General features: G+C 64.0%; 21 protein-coding genes. 11 read left to right on the top strand and 10 right to left on the bottom strand.

Annotation, left to right across the window (positions count from 1 at the left end; translation table 11 throughout):
* Positions 1 to 267: 267 nt before the first annotated feature.
* The 4 genes from A6V37_RS35450 to A6V37_RS35465 all read left to right on the top strand — a co-directional run bounded on the left by A6V37_RS35450 (position 268) and on the right by A6V37_RS35465 (position 4,055).
* Positions 268 to 1,704: a cytochrome ubiquinol oxidase subunit I gene (locus A6V37_RS35450; RefSeq protein WP_064286847.1), complete on the top strand. Its 1,437-nt coding sequence runs from the start codon at positions 268 to 270 to the stop codon at positions 1,702 to 1,704.
* Between the two features lie 37 nt (positions 1,705 to 1,741).
* Entirely contained in the window at positions 1,742 to 2,746 is a 1,005-nt protein-coding gene (gene cydB / locus A6V37_RS35455) for a cytochrome d ubiquinol oxidase subunit II (protein ID WP_064271836.1), read from the top strand.
* On the top strand, positions 2,721 to 2,924 hold the full coding sequence (locus tag A6V37_RS35460) for a hypothetical protein (RefSeq protein ID WP_064271835.1): 204 nt from the start codon (positions 2,721 to 2,723) through the stop codon (positions 2,922 to 2,924). The genes cydB and A6V37_RS35460 overlap by 26 nt, the downstream gene beginning before the upstream one ends.
* A 357-nt stretch (positions 2,925 to 3,281) precedes the next feature.
* On the top strand, positions 3,282 to 4,055 hold the full coding sequence (locus tag A6V37_RS35465; protein ID WP_064271834.1) for a response regulator transcription factor: 774 nt from the start codon (positions 3,282 to 3,284) through the stop codon (positions 4,053 to 4,055).
* A gap of 43 nt (positions 4,056 to 4,098) precedes the next feature.
* On the opposite strand, the gene A6V37_RS35470 is transcribed toward A6V37_RS35465, so the two are convergent.
* Positions 4,099 to 6,024: an ATP-binding response regulator gene (locus A6V37_RS35470; RefSeq protein WP_064286848.1), complete on the bottom strand. Its 1,926-nt coding sequence runs from the start codon at positions 6,022 to 6,024 to the stop codon at positions 4,099 to 4,101.
* 278 nt (positions 6,025 to 6,302) lie between these two features.
* Between A6V37_RS35470 and A6V37_RS35475 the strand changes: the two genes are divergently transcribed.
* Together A6V37_RS35475 and A6V37_RS35480 are read left to right on the top strand one after the other, a co-directional pair.
* The gene (locus tag A6V37_RS35475) at positions 6,303 to 7,094 is read left to right on the top strand and encodes a hypothetical protein (RefSeq protein WP_064271832.1); all 792 of its coding nucleotides are present in this window, start codon (positions 6,303 to 6,305) and stop codon (positions 7,092 to 7,094) included.
* A gap of 215 nt (positions 7,095 to 7,309) precedes the next feature.
* Complete coding sequence (locus A6V37_RS35480; RefSeq protein ID WP_064286849.1) at positions 7,310 to 10,717, top strand: GMC family oxidoreductase N-terminal domain-containing protein; 3,408 nt, start codon at positions 7,310 to 7,312, stop codon at positions 10,715 to 10,717.
* A gap of 37 nt (positions 10,718 to 10,754) precedes the next feature.
* On the opposite strand, the gene A6V37_RS35485 is transcribed toward A6V37_RS35480, so the two are convergent.
* Both A6V37_RS35485 and A6V37_RS35490 read right to left on the bottom strand, forming a co-directional pair.
* Complete coding sequence (locus tag A6V37_RS35485) at positions 10,755 to 12,170, bottom strand: FAD-binding oxidoreductase (RefSeq protein WP_064286850.1); 1,416 nt, start codon at positions 12,168 to 12,170, stop codon at positions 10,755 to 10,757.
* A gap of 21 nt (positions 12,171 to 12,191) precedes the next feature.
* A complete protein-coding gene (locus A6V37_RS35490; RefSeq protein WP_064271829.1) occupies positions 12,192 to 13,169 on the bottom strand; it encodes an isopenicillin N synthase family dioxygenase in 978 nt (325 codons plus the stop codon).
* A 275-nt stretch (positions 13,170 to 13,444) separates the two neighbouring features.
* On the opposite strand from A6V37_RS35490, the gene A6V37_RS35495 reads away from it, so the two are divergent.
* From A6V37_RS35495 to hutC (A6V37_RS35515), 5 genes are all read left to right on the top strand, one after another.
* Positions 13,445 to 14,272, top strand: coding sequence for a transporter substrate-binding domain-containing protein (locus A6V37_RS35495; RefSeq protein ID WP_064271828.1), 828 nt, complete (start codon positions 13,445 to 13,447; stop codon positions 14,270 to 14,272).
* Positions 14,273 to 14,392: 120 nt separating this feature from the next.
* Positions 14,393 to 15,043, top strand: a complete 651-nt coding sequence (locus A6V37_RS35500; RefSeq protein WP_064271827.1) for an amino acid ABC transporter permease — start codon at positions 14,393 to 14,395, stop codon at positions 15,041 to 15,043.
* 19 nt (positions 15,044 to 15,062) lie between these two features.
* Entirely contained in the window at positions 15,063 to 15,725 is a 663-nt protein-coding gene (locus tag A6V37_RS35505; RefSeq protein ID WP_064271826.1) for an amino acid ABC transporter permease, read from the top strand.
* A gap of 19 nt (positions 15,726 to 15,744) precedes the next feature.
* Complete coding sequence (locus tag A6V37_RS35510) at positions 15,745 to 16,614, top strand: amino acid ABC transporter ATP-binding protein (protein ID WP_064271825.1); 870 nt, start codon at positions 15,745 to 15,747, stop codon at positions 16,612 to 16,614.
* 52 nt (positions 16,615 to 16,666) lie between these two features.
* Positions 16,667 to 17,473, top strand: coding sequence for a histidine utilization repressor (hutC, locus tag A6V37_RS35515; protein ID WP_064271824.1), 807 nt, complete (start codon positions 16,667 to 16,669; stop codon positions 17,471 to 17,473).
* Positions 17,474 to 17,518: 45 nt separating this feature from the next.
* Here the strand turns inward: hutC (A6V37_RS35515) and hutC (A6V37_RS35520) are convergent, their stop codons facing one another.
* The 7 genes from hutC (A6V37_RS35520) to A6V37_RS35550 form a co-directional block, all read right to left on the bottom strand.
* Complete coding sequence (gene hutC, locus A6V37_RS35520) at positions 17,519 to 18,247, bottom strand: histidine utilization repressor (protein ID WP_064286851.1); 729 nt, start codon at positions 18,245 to 18,247, stop codon at positions 17,519 to 17,521.
* 150 nt (positions 18,248 to 18,397) lie between these two features.
* Complete coding sequence (locus tag A6V37_RS35525; protein ID WP_064286852.1) at positions 18,398 to 20,059, bottom strand: HAL/PAL/TAL family ammonia-lyase; 1,662 nt, start codon at positions 20,057 to 20,059, stop codon at positions 18,398 to 18,400.
* A 38-nt stretch (positions 20,060 to 20,097) separates the two neighbouring features.
* Positions 20,098 to 20,889 carry an ABC transporter ATP-binding protein gene (locus tag A6V37_RS35530; RefSeq protein ID WP_064271821.1) on the bottom strand — a complete coding sequence of 264 codons (792 nt, stop codon included), beginning with the start codon at positions 20,887 to 20,889 and terminating at the stop codon, positions 20,098 to 20,100.
* A 35-nt stretch (positions 20,890 to 20,924) separates the two neighbouring features.
* Entirely contained in the window at positions 20,925 to 21,680 is a 756-nt protein-coding gene (locus tag A6V37_RS35535; protein WP_064271820.1) for an ABC transporter permease, read from the bottom strand.
* A 10-nt stretch (positions 21,681 to 21,690) separates the two neighbouring features.
* The gene (locus A6V37_RS35540; RefSeq protein WP_064271819.1) at positions 21,691 to 22,413 is read right to left on the bottom strand and encodes an ABC transporter permease; all 723 of its coding nucleotides are present in this window, start codon (positions 22,411 to 22,413) and stop codon (positions 21,691 to 21,693) included.
* 90 nt (positions 22,414 to 22,503) lie between these two features.
* The gene (locus A6V37_RS35545) at positions 22,504 to 23,364 is read right to left on the bottom strand and encodes a transporter substrate-binding domain-containing protein (protein WP_064271818.1); all 861 of its coding nucleotides are present in this window, start codon (positions 23,362 to 23,364) and stop codon (positions 22,504 to 22,506) included.
* 286 nt (positions 23,365 to 23,650) lie between these two features.
* Positions 23,651 to 24,331 (bottom strand): methyltransferase family protein, encoded by a 681-nt coding sequence (locus A6V37_RS35550; RefSeq protein ID WP_064286853.1) that lies wholly within the window; start codon positions 24,329 to 24,331, stop codon positions 23,651 to 23,653.
* Positions 24,332 to 24,342: the final 11 nt, after the last annotated feature.

Raw genomic sequence — 24,342 nt, forward strand, 5'->3', positions numbered from 1 at the left:
TTGCTGCAGCGCGGTCGATTGCCGCAGTTGCGCAGCAAGCGCGCGAAACCCTCGCACCAAGGCAATCAGGAAAACTTGATACCCATCAAGGGTTTGCCGTCTCAAAATAGAAAACCGCCGCAAAACAAGGTGGTTTTTTGACGCACGTCGCGGCGCAGCAAAAATTCCTCTCATCCCCTACTCTTGCGCCATCTGCCCAGCGCAGTGCGCACCGACAACGGTCGACGCGCGTAGTCCGCCCTCGCGGGCATCACGCACTTCACGCTCATGAACTCCGCTCTATCGGCATTCGATCTCGCGCGCATCCAGTTTGCGTTCACCGTCTCGTTTCACATCGTTTTCCCGGCCCTCAGCATCGGTCTCGCCAGCTTCATCGCCGTGCTCGAATGGCGCTGGCTGAAAACCGGCAAGGCGTACTACAAAGACCTTTGCCTGTTCTGGTCGAAGATCTTCGCAGTGGCCTTCGGCATGGGGGTCGTCTCCGGCGTAGTGATGAGCTATCAGTTCGGCACCAACTGGTCGGGCTTCTCCAGTTTCGCCGGCCCCATCACCGGGCCGCTGCTGATGTACGAAGTGATGACCGCGTTCTTCCTCGAAGCGGGCTTCCTCGGCATCATGCTGTTCGGTTGGCAGCGCGTGAGTCCGCGCGCCCACTTCGGCGCCGCGCTGATGGTGGCGATCGGCACGCTGATTTCGACCTTCTGGATTCTCGCCTCCAATAGCTGGATGCAAACGCCGCAAGGCTTCGAAGTGGTGAACGGTCACGTCGTGCCGCTCGACTGGTTCAAGATCATTTTCAATCCGTCGTTCCCGTACCGGCTCGCGCATATGGCGCTGGCAGCGTTCATCGTCGCGGGGCTGGTGGTCTCGGCGGTCGGCGCGTGGCATCTGCTGCGCGGGCGGCGCGATCCGGCCGTCAAGAAGATGTTCTCCATGGCGCTCTGGCTGCTGCTGATTCTCACGCCGATCCAGGCCTTCGTCGGCGATCAGCATGGCTTGAATACGCGCGAATATCAGCCGGCCAAGATCGCTGCGATCGAAGGTCTGTGGGACACCGAGAAAGGCGGCACCGCGCTGAACCTGTTCGGCATTCCGGACATGCAGGAGGAAACCACGCGCTACGCCGTGTCGATTCCGCACCTGGGCAGCCTGATCCTCACGCATAGCTGGGACGGCGAAATTCGCGGCCTCAAGGAATTCCCGCCGCAGGATCGGCCGAACTCGACGGTCGTGTTCTGGAGCTTTCGCATCATGGCGGGCCTCGGCATGCTGATGATCTTGCTGTCGGCAACCGCGTGGGCGCTGCGCCGCCGCGAACGCCTGTTTGAATCGAAGTGGTTCCTGCGCTTTGCCGTGGCCATGGGCCCGACCGGTTTCATCTCGCTGCTGGCCGGCTGGGTGACCACGGAAGCCGGCCGTCAGCCGTGGGTCGTGTACGGCGTGATGCGCACCGCGCAGGCCGTGTCGCCGCTGACCACGCAACAAGTCAGCGTCTCGCTGATGACCTTCGTGGTCGTGTACTTCCTCGTGTTCGGCACCGGCGTCTACTACATGCTCAAGCTGATGCGCTCGGGTCCGGCGCTGCCAGGCAATAGACCGCACAACTCGCCGCACGGCACGCCGCATGACGCGCCGGAGCGCCTGCCGAACCCGGCCGCGCGCCGCCCGCTCGCGAGCGCCGATCACATGATCGACGCCGTCTGAACCTACCCTGCATCACTAGCTGCTTGCGAGAGAGAAAATGGACGTAACCGTAGTGTGGGCCGCGATCATCGCGCTGGGCCTTTTCATGTATGTGGTGCTGGACGGCTTCGATCTGGGCATCGGCATCGTGTTCCCGTTCTTCCCCGATGAGAAAGAACGCGACCTGATGATGAACACCGTCGCGCCGGTATGGGACGGCAACGAAACCTGGCTGGTGCTCGGCGGCGCAGGTCTGTTCGCCGTGTTTCCCGCGGTCTACTCGACCGTGCTGTCCGCGCTGTATTTGCCGCTGATCTTCATGCTCGTGTGTCTGATCTTTCGCGGCGTGTCATTCGAGATTCGCGCCAAGGCCAACCGCACGAAGCATCTGTGGGACCTGGCGTTTATTGGCGGCTCGACGGGCGCGGCGTTCTTCCAGGGCATCGCGCTGGGCGCGTTCCTGCAAGGCATCCCCGTGAGCGATGGCGCCTATGCCGGCGACGCCTTCGGCTGGCTCACCCCGTTCAGCCTGCTCACGGGGCTCGGACTCGTCGTGACCTACGCGCTGCTCGGCTGCTGCTGGCTGGTGGCGAAAACCGAGGGCGATCTGCAACGCCGGCTGCATCGCGTGGTTTGGCCGCTGACGCTCGTGCTGCTCGGCTTCATCGCGATGGTCAGCCTGTGGACGCCGCTCCAGGATCCGACTATCGCGCAGCGCTGGTTCCACGACAACCTCTTCTACCGCCTGCTGCCGGCGCCGTTCCTCGTGGCCGTCTGCGCATTCTTCATGCATCGCGCGGTACGCGAGCGGCATCACAACACGCCGTTCGCGCTGGCGCTGCTGCTGGTGCTGCTCGGCTATGCGGGGTTGCTGGTGAGCTTGTGGCCGTATGCGATTCCGTCGAGCATGACGCTGTGGGAAGCCGCCGCGCCGCGCTCGAGTCAGATGTTCACGCTGGTTGGCGCAGCGGTGATTCTGCCGGTCATCATTGCTTATACGACGATGGGTTACTGGGTGTTTCGAGGCAAGGTGCGTCATGGCGACCAACATCACTATCACTAAGCAGATCGATGCCGGTGTCAGGCCCGGCGCAACTCATAACGCATCCCCCGCGCCGGCGCGCAAACTGCCCGGCTGGCTGTGGTTCATCGCGCTATGGTGCGTCGGCGTGGGTTCGGCCATGTCGCTCGGCTTCGCGTTCAAGCTGCTGATGAATGCAACGCTTTTTGCAGTCAAATAAACACTGTTCCAACGCGATTCGATCTGGCGCGCATAACCTTCGGAATCCTGCATGGCGGGCTTCAAAATTGGCCCTCGCGGCTCGTCTACCAAGCAAGCCGGAACCTATGCGCGGGAGACCTGCCTTACACATCGTGCAGAGCATCGGACCTGCCGGCGATCATACAAATAAAAACCCGTTCAGGCGGCGCCCTGGCGCAAGCCCTGCTGGGGCACACGCCAAATGGTGCACCGCGCCGCCGATCGGGCCTATGATCACGGGGTAGCCGGCCATGATGCGATTCACGAGCAGAAACGTAAAACGAAACCTCATAACGGCAGTAGTCCACAACGGGCAGGTCCGACTCGCGGAGACATCATGAAGTTTCTTGTGGCCGACGACCATGAACTGATCCGGCAAGGCGTCAAGACCATGCTGCGCGGCCTCGATCCCGAGGCCCAGTTCGACGAAGCCGACAACTGGGAAACGCTCGCCACCCTCGCACGGCCCGACGCCGATCACGATCTCGCCATCGTCGATCTGCATATGCCGGGCATGAGCGGCGCGACGTCGCTCGAAGTGCTGTTGAAGGCGAACCCCGCGCTGCCGCTCGTCGTCCTTTCCGCCGAAGAATCGCCCGACGAAATGCGCGCCGTGCTGGCCGCCGGCGCGCTCGGTTTTGTGCCGAAGCGCCAGCCCGCCAGCGTCATGCTCAAGGCGATCGAACTGGTGCTGTCAGGCGGCGCTTATGTGCCGATGGAGGCCCTCAGCCTGCTGGGTTCGCGTGACACACCCCAGGCCACGCCCGCGCGTGGCGAAGTGGCCGCCGAACTGGCGCCCCACTCGGCGGCTCACGCGGGCGCGCACGCACCCAGCCAGGCCGGCGCCGCGCTCACCGAACCGCTCGCGCAGATACCGGCGTTGCAGCCGCACCAGCAGCATTTGCTGGAGAACCTGTCGCCGCGTCAACAGGACATCATGCGGCTCGTGCATCGCGGCTGGACCAACAAGATGATCGCGCGCGATCTTGGCGTCGCGGAAGGCACGGTGAAAGTGCACCTTTCGGTGATCTTCCGGGCGCTCGGCGTGCACAACCGTTCGACCGCAATCGCCGTGATCAACGGCTGGCTCGAAGCCGGCAAAACGCTGTAACGCGAGCCCAACGACAGGCGGCGTGCGCGCCGCCCGCTTGCAACTACTTTTGCGGTTCGCTTTGGGACGGACTGCGCGCACCCACTTTTGCTTCGGCATCCGCCAAAGTCCCGGCGGCCCGCATCACGTCATTCCCCGCCTGGCCACCCGCATCATGCGCCGTTGGGTCCACGCGCGATTCCTGCGCGGCCGCCGCCCGCCCCTTGCTCAGTCCAGCCTGCTGCCACAGTATTTCCAGCGTGCGCCGCAAGCGCGCCGGCGTGACCGGCTTGTGAAGCACCGGAATCCCTTGCAACGAGAGCGCCGCCAACTCGGCCGACGCCATGTCGCCGGTGATCAGCAGCGTCACCGCATTGTCGTGGCCCGCACGCGCGAGCGCATTGCGCACGGCTGTCAGCGCCTGCGCGCCGGTGCGGTGATTCGCCAGCTGGTAGTCGCATAGCACGGCATCCGGCACGAAGCCGCCGGCGAGCGCCGCGAGCGCTTCGGCCTCGTCGCGTGCGCCTTGCACACTGCAACCCCAGCGCCCAAGCAGACTGACAAGGCCTTCGAGAATCGACGGTTCATCGTCGATGCAGAGCACGCGCCGCCCTTGCGCGGACAATCCACCGACCACGGTTTCGTTCAGGCTGGCCACGATCGCACCGGCCTCGCCCGCCTGCACCGGAACGCGGAACACGGAGCCGCGGCCCGTCGCCGAACGTAATTGCAACTCGCCGCCAAGCAGTTCGACCAGACGCTTCACCGTCGGCAAACCGAGTCCGTGCCCCTGGCGCGCGTCGCGCTGCGGATTAGCGACCTGATAGAACTCTTCGAAAACGCGCTCATGCTCCTCGACTGGAATGCCGATGCCCGAATCGCGTACTTCGATAAAGCCGCCCGCCTGCCGGCCCGCGCGGCGAAAGCCCAGCCAGATCGCGCCCTCCTCGGTATAGCGCACCGCGTTCGACAACAGGTTGCTCAACACGCGTTCGAGCAGCACCGGATCGTCGTGCACGATCATCGCCGTCGGTGCGATGCGCAATGCCAGTCCTTTGGCGGCGGCCTGCGGACGGTACTGGCTGCCGACCCGTTCAAACAGTTCGGACAAGCGGAAATGCAGCCGTATCACCTGGGTCACGCCGCTTTCGAGCCGCGCCAGATCGAGCACCTGATTGAACAACTGGTTCAACGCCTCGACGTTGTAGACGATGTGCTCGGCTGTCTTCGCGTGTTGCACGGGCGTTGCCGCCGCGTCGTTGAGCGAGGCCGCGAGCAGGCCGATCGCATGCAGCGGTTGACGCAAATCGTGACTGGCGGCCGCGAAAAACCGCGTCTTGGCGAGGCTCGCTTCTTCGGCCAGCCGCTTTTGCGCGGCCAGCGATTCCGCCAGATATTGCTGATCGACACGCGCCTGCACGACCTGCCTGAACAGCTTGCGATAACTCAATGCGTAGACGTTGATCGCACAGAAGAAAAACGCGAGGACGATGGCGAGAATCGTACGGTCGAAGGTATGCGTGCCGAAATGCAGCACGATCGACGGAACCAGCAGAAACGGAATCGAAGTCGAAAAATTTAGCAGGTCGAAACCATTCGACATGAACACGCCCGCAGCCAGCGTGACCAGCATGACCGTATGCAGGAGCGGCAAGTCGGTTTGCGGACTCTGAAACGCGAACCAGATCGCGAGGCCCGGCGCGCTGTACAGCAGCATGCCGCGCAGCGCGTGAAGATAGATCCAGCCGCGCGGCGAGACGAGCTGCGGATAGCGGCGGTTGCAGATCCACAGCGCGAGGCCGGCGCAATTGGCCGCGGCGTAGAAACCAAAGCACGCGATAAACAGGTGCGGCGACGGGATCGCCGGCCAATAGATCGCCACCAGCACGGCAATCGAAAACCAGTGCGAAAAGAAAGCGATCGGATCTTGCGCATACAGCACGCGCACCAGGTCTTCGTCGATGGCACGCTGGATCGGGTCGGCCCGCATTGCGCGGTCTCCTTGAGTGTTCTGGTGCAGCCCCTTCTTTATTGTCAGACGAATAAGACGCGTTTTATTGCCAGACGGCATTTTTTGCCGGATGGCGAATTTGCCAGATGGTTTACCCGGCAGTTTACCCATCAGCTACCACTTAATCCATATAGGCGAAGCCGCCGCCGGAAACCATACTGATTTCACATTTCAGCGCGGCTTCAACCCCCGACATCCACACCCCGCCTGCCCACCAGGCTCACCGCGCTCCTTGCCTAACCCTTATGGAGGTTTTCATGGGCGCAGTTCCCAGCCACGATTTCGTCCGCAATCTCGACGATGCGGTCCTGCCCGATTTGTGGCGCCGGCGTACCAGCCTGTCCGGCGACGAAATGGTCTCGATGGTCGAACTGGTCAAACGGGCGCTGCGGACCTATCACCCGCTCGAATTGCAGGCGCTTGGCGAGGACAAGGAAGAACTGGTCGCGCAGTTCATTTACGCGAAAGTGCTGCGTCTCGCGCCAGGCCACACGGAAACTCACGCCTGCGCCGACAGCGCGCCGTCCAACGGCTACGCAGTGTGCGCCTATTTCCGCCGCTATCTGATCGACTGCCTGCGCAGCGCGGGCCATCAGCGCAACGTGTCGATGGAAAACGAAGGCATGGCGCAGGAAATCGACCTGCACGCCCAGGCGCTCGAGGATCCGGTGGAAAGCGTGCTGCTGCAATACGGCCTCGACGAACAGCGCGTGCGGCTCTCGGCACGCGCTTTCATCGAAAGCCTCGACGAGCCGGAGCGGATCGTGCTCGCGGGCAGTCTCGGCTGGTGCTCCGAAGGCAAAGGCGGTTTGTCGGCAGTCGCGGCGCAACATCGGGTCCCCTCATATCACTATCGTGCCGTCAAACTCGGCGTCACCATGAAAAAGACGGCCGGCGCCGCTGAATTTTCCAATACCAAGATCGGCCGCTGGCTCACGGATGAACTCGGTATCGAGATTGCCGCCGACAATCGGGAGGCCATCCTGCTTGCGCTGAACCTGCTCGCCGCTGAGTCGAGCGACAGCGAGTTGAATGAAGTAGCCGCCTAAAAGCACGCCTCGACGAGCACCCTCGCGCGCGCCGCTCGCTGGCGGTGATTGCGCCCGCCGTAGGCCCGGCACGCCGGGTCTACGCGCCGCATACGTCCCACCTTTGCTTGTTGCCGGACATTACCTAGGATACAAAAGCCGCAGCAGCACGCCGTCTTGCATCCGAAGTCCAGGTCTTCCCTTCCCTGTGTTCCGTTCCTGACGAGGTGGTCGTGATGAACCGCTTATCGAGCGCCGTGACGGCAATCCAATCGCATTACGATGTGATCGTGGTGGGTTCAGGCTACGGCGGCGCAATTGCCGCCAGCCGCATGGCGCGTGCCGGCCGCCGCGTCTGCGTGCTCGAACGCGGGCGCGAATTCATGGCCGGCGAATTTCCCCGCACGCCGTTTCAAGGCACGGAGCAGGTGCAGTACAACACGGCCCTGGCGCACATCGGCTCGCCGCTCGCACTGCTCGAAGTCCACGTGAACGAGGACGTGAATGCGGTGGTGGGCTGCGGTCTCGGAGGCACCTCGCTCATCAACGCGAACGTCGCACTCGAAGCCGACCCGCGCCTATGGGACGACGAACGCTGGCCCGCCGCGCTGCGTGCCGACAAGGCCGGCCGCGATCAGGGTTATGCGCGGGCGAGAGCCATGCTGCAACCGTCGCCGGTGCCTGACGACTATCCGGTCCTGCCGAAATTGCAGGCGCTCGAAATGTCGGCGCGGGGGCTGGAGTTGCACGCCCAATTCAGCCGCCCGCCGATCACCGTCACCTTCACCGATGGGCCGAACGCCGCGGGCGTCGAGCAAAAGGCGTGCGTCGGCTGCGGCGACTGCAATTCGGGCTGCAACTACGACGCGAAGAATTCGACGCACATGAACTATCTGCCCGATGCCGTCGCGCACGGTGCGCAGATTTTCACGGGCGCGGCCGTGCATTCGGTGGTGCGCGACGCGACCACGCAGAAATGGACCGTGGGCTACCAGCTGGTTAGCCTCGGCCGCGAAAGCTACGGTGCGCCTGATCTGTTCGTCAGCGCGGATATCGTCATCGTGTCGGCCGGCACGATCGGATCGAGCGCCCTGCTGTTGCGCTCCCGTGAGCGGGGGCTGAGTGTCTCAGCCATGCTCGGCGAGCACTTCACCGGCAACGGCGACGTGCTCGCCTTCGCATACAACACCGAGCCTGTGATCAACGGCGTCGGCTGGGGTGCGCACGAACCGGGCGTGATCCCGCCGGTCGGCCCGACCATCACCGGTCTCATCGATCACCGCGATACCGGCAATGTGAAGGATGGCTACGTAATCGAGGAAGGCTCGCTCGCCGGGGCGGTTGGCGCGGCGCTTGTCGGCGCGCTCGGCGCCGCCGCGCCGCTGGAAGGCGTCGATGTCACGCCGCGTTCGGCCGAACAGCAAGTCGCTTACGACGCCCGCGTGCTCGAGAGCTTCCTGCGCGGCCCCTATCATGGCGCGCTCAACCACACGCAAAGCTACCTCGTGATGGCCCACGACGACGAAAGCGGCCAGATCAGGGTGGACGGCAAAGGCCAGCCGCGCATCGTCTGGAAGAACGCCGGCACGCAGCCGGTTTTTCGGTCGATCGAGGAAGTCCTGAAGCAGGCGACCGTGGCCACCGGCGGCAAATACATGCGTGATCCGATTTCCACGGATATTCTCGGCGACCGGACCGTTACCGTGCATCCGCTTGGCGGTTGCGGCATGGCCGACGACGCGGCACACGGCGTGATCGACCACATGGGCCGCGTCTTCAGCGGCACCGAAGGCGCCGCGGTACACGACGGTTTGTACGTGATGGACGGCGCCGTCATGCCGATGTCGCTCGGCGTCAATCCGCTCCTGACGATTTCCGCGCTGGCGGAACGCAATTGCGCGCTGCTCGCGGCCGCGCATGGCTGGACCATCGACTATGTGGCGAAGGGCACCGCCGGCACGCCGCCGCCACAGAAGATCGGCCTGCGCTTCACGGAGACGATGGTCGGCACCTATACGCCGGCCGTGGCGGGCGATGCCGCCACCAGTCCAATCGAATTCACGCTGACTGTCGAATCGGACGATCTCGCCGATATGCTCGGCAATCCGCAGCATCTGGCGCAAACGGCCGGCACGCTGACCTGCCCGGCATTGTCGGCGCAGCCCATGACGATCAGCAACGGGACCTTCAATCTGTTCGTGGTCGACGAATCGGACGTGGATGAGCGCAACATGACTTACCACATGACGCTCAATTCGACCGAAGGCAAGACCTACTATCTGAGCGGGAAAAAGATCATCACGCGCACGTCGCCGATCAATCTGTGGGAGCAGACCAACACGCTCTATACGGAGCTTCGCGAATCATCGCAAGCCGATGCCCCGTTGATCGGCAAGGCGACGCTGGTCGTCACCCCGGAAAATTTCCTCAAAGAGCAACGCACGCTCGAAGTCACCCACGCGCCGGATCTGGCGACGCGCCTCGAATGGACCTTGAAATTCGGCAAGTTTTTCGCGGGCGTGCTGTTCAACGAATACGGCGGTGTGGCCGCGCCCTTGCAGTTCTATAACCCCAATGCGCAACCGCGTTTGAAGCGCGCGCTGCGCGCACCCGCGCCCCAAGTCGTGTTCTTCGATACGCCCGACGGAACGAAGTTGAGGCTCACGCGCTTTCTCGACGCCGATCGCAAAGCGGCGCGCCCCGTTCTGCTGATTCACGGCTCCGGCGTATCGAGCCGGATCTTCTCCACCGACCTGATCGCGACCAACCTTGTCGAGTATCTTTGCGCGTCCGGCTACGACGTGTGGCTCGTCGATCTGCGTGTCAGCATCGAAATGCCGAGCGTGCTGGTGCCGACCAACGTCGACAAGGTAGCGCGCGAGGATATTCCGGCCGCCGTCGCCACCATCCGCAAGCTGACCGGCGCACCGGATATTCAGGTGCTCGCGCACTGCCTGGGCGGCCTGGCGTTCAGCATGTCGCTGATGTCCGGGCTCGAGGGCGTGCGTTCGGCGGTGATATCCCAGGTATCGGCGCATCCGGTGCCGGGCACGCTGGAGAAGATCAAGTGCGGGCTGCATATCCCTGACATCATGGAACATCTCGGCATACTCGATCTGACCGCCTATACGGAGCACAAATGCTGGCCGCAGAATCTGCTCGACGAAGCGCTCCCGTTCTATCCACTCAACCACAAGGAAGGCTGCGGCAGCCCGATCTGCCATCGCGCAACCTTCCTGTATGGCTTGCTCTACGAACATGCGCAATTGAACGAGACGCTTCATGCGAATCTGCAGGAATTGCTCGGCGTGCACGACGTCGAAGTATTCAAGCATCTGGCCGCGATGGTGCGCGCGGGCAAAGTGGTCGACGCCGCGGGCAAGGATGTCTATCTGACCGGCGCGAACGGCATGAAAGGGCTGGAGGGCATGCGCCTGCCGATCGGGTTTATCCACGGCGAGAAGAACGAAACCTACCTGCCGATCAGCACGCAACGCACGTATGACATGCTGGTTGAGCGGTTCCCCGAACAGCCCTACGAACGGCATCTGATTCCGGACTACGGGCACATTGACTGTATCTTCGGCAAGAACGCCGCGGTGGATGTGTACCCGGTGATCGTGAAGTACCTGGACGCGCATTGACACCGCGCGCGGTGCCGGTTCGCGCCGCGCGACACGGTCAGAACAGCTTGCCCGGATTCAGAATGCCGTGCGGGTCCAGCGCATGTTTGATCGCGGCCATTGCCGCCAATTCCGCGGGCGAGCGCGAGATCGGCAGGAACTCGCGCTTGAGCAGGCCAATGCCGTGTTCGGCCGAGACCGAACCGTGCAACGGCCTCAGCATCTCGTACACGAACGCGTACACCGCATGATGATCGACGCCGGGAATCGAATGACCGTCCACGGTGACATGCAGATTCGAATCGCCGATATGCCCGAAGAAATACGACGCGTTGCCCGGCCAGCGCTGATCGAGCGCCGCGCGGCAGTGATCGACGAACGCGCCGATCTCGCCGATCGGCAGGCTCACATCGAAGTTGACCGGATCGAGCCGCGCCGGAAACTCCGCGGTGCATTCGCGAATCGCCCATAGCGCGCGAGCGTCGGCGACTGACTGTGCGATCACGGCGTCGCGAATCGCGCCTGCTTCGAGCGCGTCGGTCAGCGCGGCCGAGAACCGGCCGCCGTCGTCACCCGCATCGAAGCTCGCATGTTCGATCAACGCGTAAAGCGGATGCGAATCCGCAAACGGCGAACGTGCCGTCGCGGTCCACGACACGCCGAGGTCGTAAAAGTCCGGCCACATGATCTCGAACGCGCCGATGTCGTTGCCAAACCGCGTCGACAGACGGCGCAGCAGGTTCACGGCGGCGTCATAGCCGTCGAGCGCAACCAGCGCCGTATGGCGGGCGGCCCGTTGCGGATGCAACCGCAGCACCGCGCGCGTGATGACGCCGAGTGTGCCTTCCGAACCGATGAACCAGTGCTTCAGATCGTAGCCGGTATTGTTCTTGACCATCTTGCCAAGCGAGGTCAGCACGTCGCCGTTCGCCAGCACGACTTCGAGACCGAGCACCTGGTCGCGCGCGGTGCCCGACTGGATCACGCGATTGCCGCCCGCATTGGTGGCGAGATTGCCGCCGATCTGGCACGAACCGCGCGCGCCGAGATCCAGCGCAAGCTCGAAGCCGGCGTCCGCCGCGGCTTCCTGCGCGGCCTGCAAGGTCGTGCCGGCGCGCACCGTCAGTGTGGCGGAGGCAGCGTCCACTTCTTCGACGCCGCTCAGGCGTTCGAGCGATAACGCAATATCGGTCGAACGCGCGATCGCGCCGCCAGCAAGGCCGGTCATGCCGCCCTGCGGCACCACGGGCTGATAAGCCGCGTGACAGATGGCGAGCGCCTGCGCGACCTGCTCCGTACTGCGCGGCAGCAGCAACGCGGCGGGCCGCGTCGGCGCGTGGCGCGTCCAGTCTGTCATGGCCCGCTCGCCAATCTGCTCGCCCACGCGCACGCTGTCTTCGCCGAGCGCGGCGCGTAGCGCGCCGAGCGTTGCGGAAAGCGGCCGTGTCTCGCTCGCCGTGCTGTTGTCCGTCATGCCCTGGTTCCTTGCGTTGCTTCAGGCACCCGTTGCCTGCGCATGTTTCTTCCGATAGCCCATCGAATCGTTGATGCGGCCGAGAATATAGTCGCCCGCGGCCACCGGCTGATACTTCAGATCGGCGCCGCTCGTACCGAGATCGCGCGGATCGACCAGCGCGCCGTAGGTCGGATCATAAAACGTTGCGATGGAATAGCGCTCGCGCCCCGACGCATTGATCACGCGATGCAAGGTGGAACGGAAGCGGTCGTTGGTCCAGCGCGCCAGCAGATCGCCGACGTTCACCACGAAGCTGCCCTCGACCGGCGGCGCGTCCACCCAGGTATCGTTGGCGATTTCGCGCACCTGCAGGCCGCCTACCTGATCCTGCCATAGCAAGGTGATGCAGCCGTAGTCGGTATGCGGGGCGACGCCGAACTGATCTTCGTCGGATTGAGGCGGCTGCGGCGGATAGTAGACCATCTGCGTGCGCTGCATCCGCTTCGTGTAGCGCGGCGCAAAGAAATGTTCGTCGACACCGAGGCTCACCGCCACCGCCCGCAGCAGATCGGCGCCGCACGCCGCGACCGCCTCATAGTAGCCATACAGCGCGGGGCGCAACTCCGGCATGAAGTCCGGCCAGTTGTTCGGCCCGCGCAATGCCTGGCCTGCCTGCACGTCGGGATCGTCTTCCGGCAATTCGAGGCCGATGCTGAAGAACTCCTTGTAGTCGGGGCGCTTGGCCTGATACATGGTCGCGTCGCCGAGTGCATTGAAACCGCGATGCCGATGATTGACCGCCGCGCGCCGCTTGGTCTCCACCGGAAACGCGAAGAAGGTGCGCGCCGCCTGCGCGGCGGCGTCGATCACCGCTTGAGGCACGCCATGATTGACGATGTAGAAGAAGCCGATCGTCGTGCACGCTTCGCGAATCTCGTGCGCCACGCGCTGCAAGGCGTGAGGGTCGCCCGCGCGAACGCCGGCGAGGTCGATGATCGGAATGCGGGTCACAGGCATCGCGTTGCTCCTGAAGGGCCGGCGAAATCGACAGACGAAAGGGACGCATGGCTCATCCATGAGATGAAGCATTCACGCCGTGCATTGCCGTTGTATATACCGCCAAAAGCGCGTTCGCAAGTTGCGCTGCGATACTTCACGTCAGGGCTTTTCTCTACTTGCGGGTTTATTTGTTTCGCGCGAAAACTGCGGTATATACTGCCCCGCATGAATCGCGCCGAAGCACGCTGGTGCATCAGATTCGCGCGACACCGCTTTGCCAACCGGAGAATCCCATGAGCATCCTTGCAGGCTGGAAGTGTCGTTTGGTCATGCTGGCGTTGTGCGCGGCAAGCGTCACCGCCCACGCGGAAGACCAGCTCGCCAAAGTGAAGAAAGCCGGCGAACTGGTGGTCGGCACCGAGATGCAGTTCGCACCGTTCGACTTCCTTGAAAACGGCCAGCAAGCGGGTTTCAACAAGGATCTGTTCGCCGAGGTCGGCAAGGAAATGGGCGTGAAGGTGCGCTTTATCGATCTGCCGTGGCCCAGCGTGCTGCCGGGCCTGGAAGCCGGCAAGTTCGACATGGTGGGCGGCCCGCTCACCGTCACCAAGGCGCGCATGGAGCGCTATACGTACACCCTGCCGATCGCGGACGCGACCGACGCGCTGCTCAAGCGCGCGAACGATTCTTCCGTGAAGCAATCGGCGGATATCGCGGGCAAGACAGTCGGTGCAGGCAAGGGTTCGGCCCAGCTCGACCAGTTGAAGAGCTACGTTGCGACGTTGCCGAAACCGCCTGAAATCCGCGAATACGTCGATAACAATCAGGCTTACGCCGACCTCGCCGCCGGGCGGATCGCGGCCGTGGCGAACTCCATGACCAACATCGCGTATGTGGCGAAGCAGCGTCCGGAGACGTTCGCCGTGGTGCAGCCGCCGTTCGGCGCCAAGGTGTACTTCGCGTACTGCCTGCGAAAAGACGCGGACAGCAAGCCACTCGCCGACGCGTTTAACGCCGCGCTCGTCAAGATGCACAACGACGGACGCCTCGCCACGTTGCAGAAGAAATGGTTCGGAGTCGCAATGGATGCGCCGACCACCATGCCCACGCCGAACTATTGACCGCTCGATGTTCCCACACGCCACTGTTCCGATCCCGGTGCGCGTGGGTTGATGCATGCGATGCGGTGCGGCCAGCACAACGCGCCGCATCGCCCTCCCCGCTCTAGCGAGTGCGACGTTATGTTCAGCACAACCGTTTTCATCCAGGGCTTGCCGCTGCTGCTGCACGCGGCGCTTGCCACGATCGGCATTTCGCTGACGGGTCTGCTGATCGGTTTCTTCGTCGCGATTGGCGTATGCTCGGCGCGGCTGTCGCCCAATCGCGCGGCGCGCATGGCCGGCGGCGCTTACGTGTTCTTCTTTCGCGGCGTGCCGATGCTGGTGCAGCTGCTGCTGGTGTACTACCTGCTGCCGTTCGCGGGCATCAACGTGTCGCCGGTCGTGGCGGCGATCAGCGCCGTGTCGCTGTGCTCCGCTTCGTATATCGCTGAAATCCTGCGCGGCGGCTTTCTCAGCATTCCGCCGGGCCATCTGGAAGCCGCGCGCATGCTCGGGCTCTCGCCGTTCGACATGCTGCGCCGCATTCTCGTGCCGCAAGCGTTTCGCATGACGCTGCCTTCGCTGGTCAATGAGATGGTGCTGCTCATCAAGGCCTCGTCGCTCATTTCCGTGGTGGGCGTGGCAGAATTGACACGCACTGCGCAGAATATCGCCGCCAGCACGTATCGGCCGCTCGAGGCGTACCTCGCGGCCGGGCTGATTTACTTCGTGATCTGCGGTGCGCTCGCGCTCGTCGCGCACGCCGCCGAATATCGCTTGCAGCACGCCTGACCGACTCTGGGCCTCCGTCATGCAAACGCTCGACCCCACCGTCATCACCCACAACCTTCAGCCGATCGCCGCGGGCCTTGCCACGACGCTCGGCACCTGGGCCGCGGGCGTCGCGATCGGCATGCTGCTCGGCTTTCTGATCGCCGTGCTGCAACTTTTTTGCGGACGCTGGGTGCGCGGCGTATTGCGCGTCTATATCGAACTGTTTCGCGGCACGCCGTTTCTCGTGCAGCTCTTTCTGCTGTATTACGGCGGGCCATCCATCGGCCTCACGCTCGAACCCATGACAGCCGGCGTGCTCGGGCTGGGCCTGTATGGCAGCGCGTATTTCGCGGAGGCCTTCCGCTCCGGGTTTCAGTCGGTGCCACCGGGTCATCTCGAAGCGGCGTCGTGTCTCGGGCTCACGCGCTGGCAGGCTGTCTTGCGCATTCAAGTGCCGCAAATGCTCGTGCTGATCGTGCCCGCGCTGACCAATCTGATCATCGTCCTGAGCAAGGAAACCGCCGTGCTGTCGATTGTCACCGTGCCTGAACTCACGTTCGTGCTGACCGGCATCGGTTCGGCCACGTTTGCTTTCGTCGAAACGCTGCTGGTGCTGTGCGTGTGCTATCTCGCCCTGGTCGAGCTGACCTCGCGCGCAGGCATGTGGGCCGAAAGCCGCATCGCGCGCTTCATGGCATGAACGGAACCTGGACCCTCTTATGAACGCCATCGCCGACATGCCCTCCTCCGCGTCCCACGCTGCGGCCGACGCCTCTCCCACTGCACCGCTGATCGACGTGCGCGGCCTGCGCAAACACTTCGGCGAAGTCGAAGTGCTGCGCGGCGTCGACCTGCAGATCGCGCGCTCCGAAGTGGTGTGCATCATCGGCCCGTCAGGCTCGGGCAAAAGCACGCTGCTGCGCTGCCTTGCCGCGCTCGAAACCTACGATCAGGGCGACGTGCGCATCGAAGGCGAACTGCTCGGTTACAGCGAGCGCAACGGCAAGCGCGTGCGGGCTTCGCAAAGCGAGATCAATCGCGTGCGGCGCAACGTCGGCATGGTGTTTCAGCAGTTCAATCTCTGGCCGCATATGACAGCGCTCGGCAACGTGATGGAATCCCTGCTGCGCGTGCGGCATCTGTCGCGCGACGAAGCGCGCCGCCGCGCCAACGCGATGCTCGAGACGGTTGGTCTCGCGCACAAAGGCGATGCATATCCGGCTAAACTCTCGGGCGGCCAGCAGCAGCGCGTGGCGATCGCGCGAGCGCTCGCCATGGAGCCGCACATCATGCTGTTCGACGAGCCCACCTCGGCGCTCGATCCGGAGCTGGTCGGCGAGGTGCTGCAAGTGATGAAGCAGCTTGCCCGCGACGGCATGACCATGGCCGTGGTCACGCACGAAATGGGTTTCGCCGCGCAGGTCGCGGACAAGGTCATGTTCATCGATCAAGGCCGTATCGCCGTGCAGGGCAAACCGCGCGACGTCTTTCACGATGCGGGCCAGCCGCGTTTGCGGCAGTTCCTGCAAAATTACTTCGACCGCAACGCCTTCTGGACGCGCGGCCCCGACGACACGCAACCACTATGAACACACGCCGTTTCCCGCCTGCCGCGCGCGGACGATAGCGCAAGAGCCACCGATGTCCTCCTCCGTTCGCCATCAGCCTCACGACAAACAGCCCGCCGCCGCAGCGGCGGCGAAGACCGCGCGCGCGGCCGACGAAGCGCCGGCCGCGCTCTACGAGCAGGTCAAGAACCATATTCGCCGGATCATCGAATCGGGCGAGCGCCGGGCGGGTGACCGGCTGCCCTCCGAACAGGACCTGGTCACCGCCCTCGGCATGTCGCGCATGACGGTCAATCGCGCGCTGCGCGAACTTGCTGACGCGGGGCTCGTGACGCGCGTGGCCGGCGTGGGGACCTTCGTCGCGCAAAGCAAGCCGCAATCTACCTTGCTGATGATCGCCCATATCGGCGACGAGATCCGCTCGCGCGGCCACGAATACCGCTATGACACGGTCCTGTTGCAACGCGAAACGGCGTCGCTGATTGTGTCGAATGCGTTAGGCCTCGCGCCGGGCACGTCGGTCTTTCACGTGATTTGCGTGCATCGGGAAAATGGCTTGCCGGTCCAGCTCGAGGACCGCTACGTGAATCCCGCCATCGCGCCGGATTTTTTGCGGCAGGATTTTTCGGTGGTGAGACCGTCGGAATATCTGTATGAGTTCGTGCCGGCTCATGACGTCGAGCACGTGGTCGATGCCAGCCTGCCGACGCACGCCGAAGCCGATCTGCTCGAGATCCGCCCCGAGGAGCCGTGCCTGACGCTGGTGCGCCGCACGTGGACGAGCGGCGTGGCGGTGACGTTCGCGCGTTTCGTGCATCCGGGATCGCGCTACCGGCTCGGTTGCCGATTTTCCCCGGATACGTCGCAGCGCCAGGGTTGAACGAAGGTTGAAAGAACGCGCACACAAGGTGCGCGTCAAAACGCGCTAGACGTTGCCGGCCAGATGGAATCGCGACGCCGGGTGCCACAACTGCACCGACGTCGCCACCTCGTCGCCCACCCAAGTGCGGCGCCATAGCTGCAGACACGGCTCGCCGATTTCCATCATCAGATGCCGCCGCACGTAGGCGTCGGGCTTTTGCGCGTAGATGCGAAACTCCGCGCGCTGAATCGGCGCGAGCCGCACCATGTAGTGATTCGGCGTCTCCACGGTGAAGTCCTGCTTCAGGTAATCGGGAAACACCTTCGGATTGACGTAGCGGTCTTCGTACTGGATCGGCTCGTCTTCCTCACTGTGCACGATGCACGAGTGAAACGCCGGGCCGCTGGCGAGGCCCAGCGCTTCGAGCGCCTGCGGGTCGTCGCTCGGCTCGAGCGTCAGCACGCGCGCCGAATGGCGATGACCGCGCGCGGCGATTTCGTCGGCGATATTGCGGATTTCCAGTACCGTCGATTCGTAGCGCCGGGGCGCGACGAACGTACCCGAACCCTGCACGCGCGTCAGCACGCGTTCGGACGTCAATTCGCGCAGCGCACGCGACACGGTCATGCGCGCCACGCCGAACTCCTTGACGAGTTCGGTTTCGGACGGGATCAAACCGCCCGGTTTCCAGTCCCCTTCGCTGATTCGCCGGATCACGTAGCGTTTGATCTGCTCATAGGCGGGCGTCGCCTTCGCAGGTGTCTCCCGGCTGCGATCAGGCGAATCCTGCATCTCTACGGTTTGCGCGTTTATCGTTGTATTCACTCCGACCTCGTGGGTGGTACGCGGGTTATGCCCGGTTGGCTCGCCCGCCGGAAGTCCCTTGAGGGACGCCTTGACCGGTTCGCCGGCGGGTAAGCCCGCTCACCGGCGTAGTCTCCATCATGCCGTGTGGGCGGCGGCTTGCCCGTCGTTGACTGGCTTATTCGCGGCCACGCTCGCGGCTGGGCGAACGTTGCCTGCGGCGGCCAGATGCGTGACCGAAGCGCGTGCAACCAGCGCCGCGCCTTCATCGGACGTGACCGGCCGGGGGCCCATATTACCGGGGTTTGGCAACGGCGGCGGCGCTTCGTCGGCGATCATGCGAAATGCGAGGCTCATGTCGTCCGCGAGCGGCCGGTCGTCGCGATAGGTCGGCACGACGCCGCGCACGCGTTGCCGGAGCGTCTCGGTGTGTGGGGCGCGCGGCGCGTCGATACGCTGCAGGTCGTAGGCTTGCGCCGCCGCCAGCAATTCGATCGCCACGATACGCCCGGCGTTGTCGACGATTTCCAGCGCCTTGATCGCGGCGGGCGTGGCGTGACACAGGTGATCTTCCTGCAAGCCCGACGTGATGCCGCCGTCGAGACTGGCCGGCAAGGCGAGACGCCGGTTCTGCGCGACCAGCGAGGCCGCCGTGTACTGCGCGATCATGAAACCGGAACAGGCGCCGCCCGGCTCCGCGAGGAACGCCGGCAAACCGCTGACCAGCGGATTGACGAGGCGGTCGAGGCGCCGCTCGGCCATCGCGGCAACCTGGGCGATCGCGGTCGCGAGACTGTCCATGGCCAGCGCGATGGAGGTGCCCACCGCGTGTGCCTGCGAATACACGCGCGGTTCTTCCGGCGTGCCGGCGACGATCGGGTTATCGGTTATCGAGGCCAGTTCGCGATTGACCACATCGGCGGTCGCCGCCAATACGTCGCGCGCGGCGCCGTGAACGTGCGGAATGGTCCGCATGCTGAGCGGGTCCTGGGTGCGCTGTCCGACCACCGCGGCCAGAATGCGGCTGCCCGCCAGCGCCGTGCGCATGCGCTCGCCGACCAGATTCAGGCCCGGCGAAATGCGCAAGGCCAGCGAATCTTCGTCGAAAGCCGCGAGCTGGCCACGCAGATTCTCGAAGCTCATCGCGGCAACCATATCGGTCCAGTCGAGCAGGCGTTCGGAACGCGCCAACGCAAGAGCGGCGAGACCGGTCACGCACGGCGTGCCATTGACGAGGCTCAGCCCCTCCTTGGCTTCGAGCACCAGCGGTTCGAGCCCGAGCCGCTGCAACGCGTCGCGCCCCTTGAGCCGCTCGCCACGATAGCGCGCATAACCCTCGCCGATGCAGACTAGCGAGATATGCGCCATATGGCTCAGATAACCGACCGAGCCGAATGCCGGCACTTCCGGCAAACAGTCCGCGTTGAGCAAGGCCACAAGACGGTCCGCGACTTCGAGGCGAACACCCGAGTGACCGTGCGCGAAATTGTTGACGGCCGCGGCCATGATTGCGCGCGTTTCGGCGACACCGAGGGGCACGCCGACGCCCACCGCGTGGCTCAACAGAATGTTGCGCGACAACGCGCGCTGTTCGGCCGGGGAGACGACCACGTCGCACAGCGCGCCGACGCCGGTATTCACGCCATACGCGCGAATGCCGCGCTCGACGATCTGTTCGACCAGCACACGCGCCGCCGCAATGCGTGCGCGCGCGTCGGCGGAAAGCTCGAGCGGCTCGCCGGCGGCGACCGCCGCCACCTGGGCCCAGTCGAGAGGACGGTTGGAACGGATCACGGCCATGTTAGCGCTCTTCTCTGTAAAGTACCTGGGATGACTGATCAGTTGGTCGTGCGGTCCTGGTGGCTCGACACGAACTGGCGGAAACGATCCGACTTGCATTCGACGAACACCTCGTCGGGCGTGCCGTCGGCTTCCACCTGCCCCTGGTGCAGGAACATCACGCGATTCGACACATGGCGCGCGAAACCCATCTCGTGCGTGACGACCAGCATGGTGCGGCCTTCTTCGGCGAGCGAGCGCATCACGCGCAGCACTTCGCCCACCAGTTCGGGATCGAGCGCCGAGGTCGGCTCGTCGAACAGCATGACTTTCGGATGCATGGCGAGCGCGCGCGCAATCGCCACGCGTTGCTGCTGGCCGCCCGACAGATGCGCCGGATAGTGGCCGCGCTTTTCCGCCAGACCGACTTTCGCCAGCAGCGCTTCGGCCTCTTCGATCGACTCGGCGCGGCTGCGTTTTTGCACGCGCATTGGCCCTTCGATCAGGTTTTCCAGCACCGTCATGTGCGACCAGAGATTGAAGTTCTGGAACACCATGCCGAGTTGCGAGCGGACCCGGTCCACCTGGCGGCGATCGCTCGGTTGCAGCTTGCCGTCGCCGCGGCGCTTCATTTTCAGCTCTTCGCCGCCGAGCGCGACCGAGCCGTCATCCGGCGTTTCAAGCAGGTTCAGGCAGCGCAGGAACGTGCTTTTGCCCGACCCGCTCGCGCCGAGAATCGAGATCACGTCGCCTTGATGAGCATCGAGCGAAATGCCCTTGAGCACGTGATGTTCGCCAAACGATTTGTGAATGTTCTTGACCGACAGTGCAACGGGAGCCGTAGCGTTCATGAGATTCTCCAGATTCATCCAGATGGGGCGGCCGTTCAGGGCGTGGCGCGGCGTGCTTCGGTAGTCGGCGACACCGGGCGGCTTGCCGGGGCCGTGGCGGGCGCTGCGCGCAGATGGCGTGACAGGCGCGTTTCGAGCATGCCGAGCAGCCGCACGATGACGAAATTCAGGAACAGGTAGATCAGCGCGGCGCAGATGAACACTTCCGTCGTGCGATAGGTCTGCTGGATGATCTGCTGCGCAACACCGGTCACTTCCCACACGGTGACGAGACTCGCGAGCGCTGTCGATTTGACGAGCAGCACGGCTTCAGTCGAATACGCCGGCAGGCACTGACGCAATGCGATCGGACCGATCACACGGCGCAGCAGCGCGAAGCCCGACAGCCCGATCGAATACCCTGCTTCGATCTGGCCGACCGGCACCGCCATCAAGCCGCCGCGAATGATCTCAGCGGTATATCCCGCCGTGCACAGCGCGAGCGACAGCACCGCGCACATGTAGGGTTCGCGCAGCACCGGCCACAGGAAGCTCTCGCGGATTACGCCGAACTGGCCCATGCCGTAGTACACCAGGAACATCTGGATCAGCAGCGGCGAGCCGCGGAACACGAGAATATAGGCACGCGCAAAGCGGTTCGGCAGCCAGTGCGGCGACACCCGCATCGTGACGATCACGAGCGAGAGCAAGCCGCCGAGAATCAGTGAACAGAAGAACAGCCCGAGCGTGGTCGGCACGGCCGCGAGCAGCTGCTTGAGCGTGTCGAACAGAAAATCGAAGTCGAAGTTCATGATAGCCGCGTCAGTTGCGCGCAAAGTTGCGCTTGAAGGACCGGCCCACGCGCGCTTCGGCGCGGTTGAAGACCCGGTTCGAGATGCTGGTCATGACCAGATAGAGCGCCCCGCCCACCACGAAGAACGTGAAGTACTGGTGCGTGGAACCCGCCGCCACCTGGCTTGCGCGCAGCAATTCGGCGAGCCCCGTGACGGAGATCAGCGCCGAATCCTTCAGGCTCAATTGCCAGACGTTGCCGATGCCGGGCAACGCAAAACGCAGCACTTGCGGAATCAGGATTCGGCGCGCCATGGTCAGGGTCGGCATGCCGATCGAGCGCGCGGCCTCGAGTTCGCCGCGCGACACCGCGAGCACCGCTGCACGGTACACCTCGGCCTGATACGCGCCGGAGATCATGCCGACCGCGAGCGCACCGATCACGAACGGCGGCACGCCGACAAAACCTTCCGCGCCGAACCATTGGCCGACGGTGGTCACGAGCGTGGAGCCGCCGAAGTAAAACAGATAGATGACGAGCAACTCGGGCACGCCGCGAAATACCGTGGTGTAGATGTCGCCGATCACGCGCAGCGTGCGATACCGCGACAGTTTGGCCGCCGCGATCAGCGCGCCGAACACGGCGCCGACCGCGAGCGCCGCCAGCGTCAGCACAACGGTCATCAATGCCGCGAGCAGCAGCACGCCGCCCCAGCCTTCCGGCCCGAAGCCGAGCATCTCTATCAGAGCCATTTCATCCCTCTCATGCAGTACGGCGGATCAAACCAGCCGGCACGCCCGCCGTTGCGGCGCACATGCCGGCCTCTGCGAACGCTTGACGCATCAAGGCGTCACGTCGGTCTTGAACCACTTGTTGGAGAGCTTCTTGACGGTGCCGTCGGCGAGCGCCGCGGTGATCGCGGTATCGAACTTCGCTTTCAGATCGGCGTCCTGCTTGCGGAACGCCAGGCCTTCGCCCGGTCCCCAGATCGGACCGCCAATCTTCGGGCCGGCCATGACGATCGAGGCGGTTTCCTTCTTGTCGATGTTGGCGGCGTAATAGGTCACGTCGTCGAACGAGGCATCGATGCGGCCGTTGGCCAGGTCCAGATCGCGCTCCGGCGAAGTCTTGTACACGCGGATCGTGGCGATGTCCTTGAAGCCGTCATTGATGAACTTGGTGTAGACCGTGCCGGACTGAATGCCGATGGTCTTGCCCTTCAACTGCTTGCGCAGTGCATCGACGGTCGGCTGATCGGCCTTGGGGTCGCCTGACAGCTTGACGACGCTCGCGCCCGGCGCCGCCTTGGGCAGCACCTTCGCGTCGGACACGGCGAACGTGGCCGGCGTGGCCGCGTACGGCTTCGAAAACGCGATGATCTTTTCACGCTCCGGCGTGATCGAGATCGCATCCATCAGGACATCGAATTTGCCGGCTTGCAGACCGGGAATCATGCCGTCCCAGTCCTGCGCGACGAGGTTGCATTGCAGCTTGATGCGCTCGCACAGGTTCGCGACCAGTTCAGGTTCGAAGCCGCCCAGCTTGCCGCCCGGCAACGTCAGATTCCACGGGGCGTAACCGCCTTCGAGCGCGATCGTCACCGTCTTCCAGTCTTTGGCCTGCGCCGGTACTGCGAAAATGGCCGCGGCGCCGAGAACGGCGCCGATCAATGCTTGTGCTGCCGTCGTGCGCTTCACTTTCACGTCGAAACTCCTTTGATTGAGAGACCTGCCGAGCTGAGTGTTGAATCGTCGCTAAATTTGTATAGACAAGTCTGCATCAGTCAATAAGACGTCGCAAGAGGATTTATCAAAAATCGCCCGGAATACCGGGTAAGCCCCTAGACAATCCCGTCCGGCATGGCTTTCCGGGGAGCTCTTAATGCGTGGGGGTGAGATGGAACGAGCCGCCGCGTGCACCAGCGTGGCTCGTTTTGTCTAGACATGTTGGTGCACACAGCGACCCGCGGCAATGGCGCGCAGGTGCGTCCTACCAGATGAACGGCACGAAGCGGTAGCGCACGCGTGCCATGTAGTCGGTGTAACCGTCGAGTTGCGCGGCCAGCAGACGCTCTTCGCGTATCGCGCGCCAACCCATGCCGGCCACCAGGACCGGCACGACGGCGAGCCCCCACCATGACCCGAGCAGCAACGGCGTGCCGACAAACAGCAGCAGCGCCGCGGCATACATGGGGTGGCGCACGTGCGCGTAAAGACCGGTGTCGATCACCTTATGACCGCGGCTCGCCTGGATCTTCACGACCGGCGCGGCATAACTATTGGCCTGGAAGACGAAGCGGCACATGAAGATGCAAAGAAACACACAAACCGAGCCGAGGCTGACAAGCGCCACTGGCAGCGGCGCGGACCAGTGAAAGCGCATCGCGTCGAATGCCATCAGGATCAGCCAGCCGCACCACGCCACCGCGACGCTAATCATGAAGATGCGGTCCCAGCGGCTTTGCTGTTGCTGCACGAGCGGTGACAAGCGCTCGGCCAGCAATGCGGGATCATGGCGCGCGAGCCACAGCCCCACCCACAGAGTCAGCACGCCCAGTTCGATCACATACCACCACGCCGCCGGCCATGCGAGCGTGCCCGCCGCGCCGAACAGCAGCGCGCTCATGCACACCAGCCAGACCACCGTTTGAAAGACGAGGCGCGTGACCATGGCGTTACCTG

It is taken from the genome of Paraburkholderia ginsengiterrae (genome assembly GCF_001645125.1).
GTDB lineage: Bacteria > Pseudomonadota > Gammaproteobacteria > Burkholderiales > Burkholderiaceae > Paraburkholderia > Paraburkholderia ginsengiterrae.